Here is a 6,164-nt window from a genome sequence, read left to right on the forward strand (position 1 = left end):
GTGGTGTTGCACCGGGTGGGGGCCGGCGAGGACGTCGTGATGGGCGCGCCGATCGCCGGGCGGATGGATGCGGCGCTCGATGAGCTGGTCGGGTTTTTCGTCAACACCTGGGTATTGCGGGTGGGGGTCAACCCCGCACAGCGGTTCAGCGAGGTGCTCGAGCAGGTGCGCCAAAAGGCGCTGGATGCCTACAGCAACCAGGATGTTCCGTTCGAGTTGCTGGTCGAGCAGCTCAACCCGGTGCGCTCCGCGTCGCATCATCCACTGTTTCAGGTGGCCATCGCCCTCCAGAACAATGCGCGCCCCGACATCGCGCTGGAGGGGGTCAGCGTCGAGCCGCTGATGGTGGGCACCCGCACCGCCAAATTCGACATCGATATTCAACTCAGCGAAGTGCCCAGCGAAGATGCGGGAGCGCCGATGGCCGCCGGCGTGCTGACATACGCCACGGATCTGTACGACCGGGCCAGCATCGAGCGGATTGTCGGCTGGTTTGGCCGGGTGATTGACGCGGTGGTGGCCGACCCCTCGGTGACGGTGAGCGACGTGTCGCTGCTGGATCGCGGTGAGCGTGATCTGGTGCTGTCGGGGTGGTCGGGTGCTGGGGTGACCGTGCCGGTGGGGCTCGGGCCGGAGATGTTGGCTGCGGCGGTGGCCGCAGACCCGGACGCGGTGGCGCTCATCGACGGTGGCCGGGAGGTGTCGTATGGCGAGCTTGATCAATGGTCGACGCGGTTGGCGCGGGTGTTGATTGAGGCCGGGGTGGGTCCCGAGCGCGCGGTGGGCGTGGCGATGGGCCGGTGTGTGGAGTTGGTCGTTGCCTGGTGGGCGGTGCTCAAGGCCGGCGGGGTGTATGTGCCGGTGGATCCGACCCACCCGGTGGACCGCATCGCGGCGGTGCTCGACGCAGTGGGCGCGGTGTGTGTATTGACCTGCAGCGCCGATACTTTGGCCGGGACGGGGGCCCGTCGGGTGCTGCGCATCGATGGTCTGGACCTGACCGGGTACCCGGTGGATCCGATCACCGACGCCGACCGGCTGGCTCCGTTGGGGGTGGATAACAGCGCTTATGTGATCTTCACGTCGGGGTCCACCGGTGTGCCCAAGGGGGTGGCGGTGAGCCACGCCGGTTTGTTGGGCGTGGCGGCGGCGCAACGCGCGATGTTCGGGTTGGGTGCGGATGCGCGGGTATTGATGGTGGCCGCGCCCACATTCGATGCCTCGCTCCTTGAATGGTTGTTGGCGGTGGCGTCGGGTGCGGCGTTGGTAGTGGCCCCGGCGGGGGTGTATGCCGGGGAGGCGTTGACCGCGCTGATGCAGGAGCAGCGGGTCGGTGCCGCCATTCTGACCCCGACGGTGTTGTCGTCGCTGGATCGGGCCCGGCTGGACGCGCTGGACACGCTGATCGCTGGGGGGGAGGCCTGCCGCGACGAGGTGGTGGCGGCCTGGGCGCCGGGTCGGCGCATGTACAACGGCTACGGCCCGAGCGAGACCACCATCTGGGTTACCTGTGCGCCGCTGGTGGCGGGGCAGCCGGTGCACATCGGCGCCCCGATCCCGGGGGTGTGTGCGCTGGTGCTCGATGCGCGGCTGCAACCGGCCCCGCCTGGGGTGGTGGGCGAACTGTATCTGGGCGGGCCGGCGGTGGCGCACGGTTATGTCGGCCGGGCCGGGTTGACCGCGGAACGGTTCGTGGCCAATCCTTTTGGGCGGCCCGGCGCGCGGATGTATCGCACCGGCGATCTGGTCCGCTGGACCGCGGAGGGCGCCCTGGATTATCTCGGCCGGGCCGACACCCAGGTGAAACTGCGCGGGCAGCGCATGGAGCTGGGCGAGATCGAAAACACCCTGCTGGCCTGCCCGCAGGTCACCCAGGCCGCGGCCGTTATGCACCACGGCGACACCGCCTCTCATCTGGTCGCGTATGTGACCCTTGAGCACACCGCCGCCGCCGCAGATGACGACGCCGAAATCGTCGAAGGGTGGCAACACATCTATGACGACGTGTACGACGCTGAAATCGATGCCCCGGACTTCGGTAGCAATTTCCGGGGCTGGAACAGCAGCCTGACCGGTGAGCCGATTCCGCTTGAGGAGATGGAAGAGTGGCGTTCGGCCACCGTGAACCGGATCAACGCCCTGCGGCCGCGGCGGGTGCTGGAGCTCGGCGTGGGTTCGGGGCTGCTGTTGTCCCAGATCGCCCCGAACTGTGGCGAGTATTGGGGAACGGACTTTTCGGCGCCGGCGATCCACAAGTTGCAGGCGGCGGTGGCCGCGCAGCCGTGGGGTGATCGGGTGCGGTTGCGGGTGCAGCCGGCCGATGTGGTCGAGGGGTTGCCGGAGGGCCATTTCGATGTGGTGGTGCTCAACTCGGTGGTCCAGTACTTCCCGAGTGCGGGGTATCTGCGTGATGTGATGGCCGCGACGATGCGGTTGCTGGCACCGGGCGGGGCACTGTTTATCGGCGACGTGCGCAACCACAGTCTGCAGGGCGCGTTTCAGACCGGCGTCGCGCTGGCCCGCACCGACGCCACTGATGCCGCCGAGATTCGTCAACGAGTTCAGCGCGCCATGTTCGGCGAAGCCGAATTGCTTTTGGCCCCAGAGTTTTTCACCACCTGGGCCGCTGATCAGCCGTCGGCGGTCGGGCTGGACATTGAAGTCAAGCGCGGGATGGCCGACAACGAACTCAACCGGTACCGCTACGACGTCAGCATCCACAAAACCCCGGCACCGGTGCGCTCACTGGCCGGCACGGACAGCTGGGCGTGGTCCCAGTGCGCGGGCCTGGGTGGGCTGCGCGACCGGTTGATATCCCAACGTCCCACCACTGTCCGTGTCACCGAGATCCCGCGCGCCGGACTGATCAGCGACGTCGACATCGAACTCGGCCTGGCCGCCGGGCTGCCCCTAGCCGACGCATTGGCCCGCGCCGACGGCGCCGATGCCGTTGTCCCCGAACAATTGCACGGCCTGGCTGAGACCGCCGGATATCGCGTCGCGGTCACCTGGGGCGCTCAACCGGGCACCGTGGACGCGGTGTTCATCGCTGCGGCTGACGCTGACGCGACCTCGGCGCTGACCGATCTGTATCTGCCATCCGACGGGGCTCACCAACGCGGCACCCACGCCAACGACCCGCAGACCAACACCAAAGTCGCCGCGGTGCGTCAGCAGTTGAGCGCGTGGTTGCCCGAATACATGGTGCCAACCCACATTGTGGTGCTCGACGAGTTCCCGATGACCTCCTCGGGCAAGCTCGACCGTAAAGCCTTGCCGGCACCGGTGTTTGCCGCCACCGCCTTCCGGGCGCCCCAAACCGAGACCGAAAAAATCATCGCCGGCGTGTACGCCGAGGTGCTGGGGCTGGACCGGGTCGGGGTCGACGACTCGTTCTTTGATTTGGGTGGGGATTCGCTGTCGGCGATGCGTCTGATCGCTGCCGTCAATACCGGTCTGGATGCCGATCTTTCGGTGCGGGCGGTGTTCGAGGCGCCCACGGTTGCCCAGTTGGCGCCCCGTATCGGTAAGGGCGGGGGCCTCGAGCCGCTGGTGCCGGTCGAGCGGCCGGCGGTGGTGCCGTTGTCGTTTGCCCAGGGCCGGTTGTGGTTTATCGACCAGTTGCAGGGGCCGTCACCGCTTTACAACGTGGTGGTGCCGTTGCGGCTGAGTGGCCACCTGGATGCGGACGCGCTGTTTGCGGCGCTGGTCGATGTGGTGGGTCGCCACGAGAGCCTGCGCACCCTGTTCCGGGCGGTCGAGGGGATACCGCGGCAGGTGGTGGTGCCCGCCGAGCAGGCCGATTTCGGCTGGGACGTCATTGATGCCACCGACTGGCCGGCGGACCGGCTGAATGAAGCCATCGTGGCCGCGGTGGGCTACCGGTTTGACCTGGCCATCGAGATCCCCTTGCGGGCGGGGCTTTTCCGCGTCGCCGACGACGAACACGTGCTGGTGGCCGTAGTGCACGAAATCGCCGCTGACGGATGGTCGACGACCCGGCTGGTGCGTGACATGAGCGTGGCCTATGCCAGCCGGTGTGTGGGGCGGGCCCCCGACTGGGCGCCATTGCCGGTGCAGTATGTCGATTACACGCTGTGGCAGCGCGCGCAGTTCGGTGATCTCGAGGACAGCGAAAGCCGCATCGGCGTGCAGCTGGCGTATTGGGAGCAGGCGTTGGCCGGGATGCCCGAGCGGCTGCAGCTGCCCACCGACCGGCCCTACCCGCCGGTGGCCGATCAGCGCGGCGCGAGGGTGTTGGTGGAGTGGCCGGCGCTGGTGCAGCAGCAAATTGCTCGCGTGGCCCATGAGCACAACGCGACCGGTTTCATGGTGATGCAGGCCGCGCTGGCGGTGTTGCTGGCCAAGCTCAGCGCCAGTTCTGATGTGGCGGTGGGGTTCGCGATCGCCGGGCGGCGCGATCCGGCACTCGATGAACTGGTGGGGTTTTTCGTCAACACCTTGGTGCTGCGCGTCGATGTGGCCGGTGATCCCACCGTGGCCGAGCTGTTGGCCCAGGTGCGAGCACGCGGCCTGGCCGCCTACGAGCACCAGGATGTGCCCTTCGAGGTGGTGGTGGAGCGGCTCAATCCCACCCGGTCGTTGGCCCATCACCCGCTGGTGCAGGTGATGTTGGGCTGGAACAACTTCCCCGGACAGGTCAATGTCCCCTCGACCGGGCTGGCTTTGGGCGATCTTCAGGTGACTCCGCTGCTCGGGGATACCCAGACCGCGAAAATGGATCTGGTCTTTTTCCTCAAGGAGAACTGGACCGAGGCCGGTGCGCCCGCCGGGATTTCCGGGCATGTGGAGTTTCGCACCGACGTGTTCGACGCGGCCAGTATCAAGGCGTTGATCGCGCGGTTGCAGCGGGTGTTGATGGCGCTCACCGCCGACCCGACCCGGCGGCTCTCGTCGGTGGATCTGCTCGGCGAGGGTGAACATGCCCGGCTCGATGAGATCGGCAACCGGGCGGTGCTGACCGAGTCGGTGAGCACGCCGGTGTCGATTCCGGAGCTGTTCGCTGAGTGGGTGTCCCGTACACCGGACGCGGTGGCGCTGACTTGCGAAGCGCGTTCAATGACTTACCGCGAGGTCGAACAGGCCGCTGATCGGCTGGCGCACCTACTGGCCGCTGCGGGCGCGGGTCCGGGACGGACTGTGGCGCTGCTGTTTTCGCGGTCGGCCGAGGCGGTCGTGTCGATCCTGGCGGTGCTCAAGACGGGGGCGGCGTATCTGCCGATTGACCCCTCGTCGCCGGATAGTCGGATCGATTTCATGCTCGGCGATGCCAAGCCGGTCGTCGGCGTCACCACCGCCGATCTGGCTGAGCGGCTCGAACGCCATGACGTGACCGTTATCGATGTCAATGATCCTGCTGTTGACGCCCAGCCCAGCACGGGCTTGCCGGGCCCGGCCCCCGACGATGTCGCCTACCTGATCTACACCTCGGGCACCACCGGGGTGCCCAAAGGTGTTGCGGTCACTCACCGCAACGTGACTCAGTTGTTGGGGTCGTTGGATGCCGGTCTGCCGGACGCGGGGGCGTGGGCGCTGTGTCATTCGTTGGCGTTTGACGTCTCGGTGTGGGAGATCTTTGGTGCATTGTTGCGCGGTGGGCGCTTGGTGGTGGTGTCGGAGTCGGTGACGGGTTCGCCGCAGGACTTGCACCGGGTGCTGGTTGCTGAGCAGGTCAGTGTGTTGACGCAGACTCCATCGGCGGTGGCAGCGCTGCCGGATGAGGGGTTGGAGTCGGTGGCGCTGGCGGTGGTCGGTGAGGCCTGCCCGGCTGAGGTGGTGGATCGGTGGGCCCCGGGCCGGGTGATGGTCAATGCCTATGGCCCGACCGAGACCACGATGTGTGTGGCAATCAGCGCACCGCTGACCGCGAACTCGGGTGTGCCGCCGATCGGCTCGCCGGTTTCGGGGGCGGCGTTGTTCGTCCTCGACGAGTGGCTACGGCCGGTGCCGGCCGGGGTGGTCGGCGAGTTGTATGTGGCCGGTCGCGGCGTGGCATGTGGGTATGTGGGCCGGGCTTCGTTGACCGGGTCGCGATTTGTGTCATGTCCGTTCGGGGAGTCCGGCCAACGGATGTATCGCACCGGGGATTTGGTGCGGTGGGGTGCCGATGGGCAGCTGCGGTATGTGGGCCGTGCCGATGAGCA

1 protein-coding gene is annotated in these 6,164 nt (G+C 67.4%); it reads left to right on the plus strand.

Annotation, left to right across the window (positions count from 1 at the left end):
• A partial coding sequence (locus tag B8W69_RS29250; RefSeq protein ID WP_133058055.1) for a non-ribosomal peptide synthetase occupies positions 1-6,164 on the plus strand: 6,164 nt, incomplete at both ends.

The organism is Mycolicibacterium vulneris (assembly GCF_002104765.1).
Classification (GTDB): Bacteria; Actinomycetota; Actinomycetes; order Mycobacteriales; family Mycobacteriaceae; genus Mycobacterium; species Mycobacterium vulneris.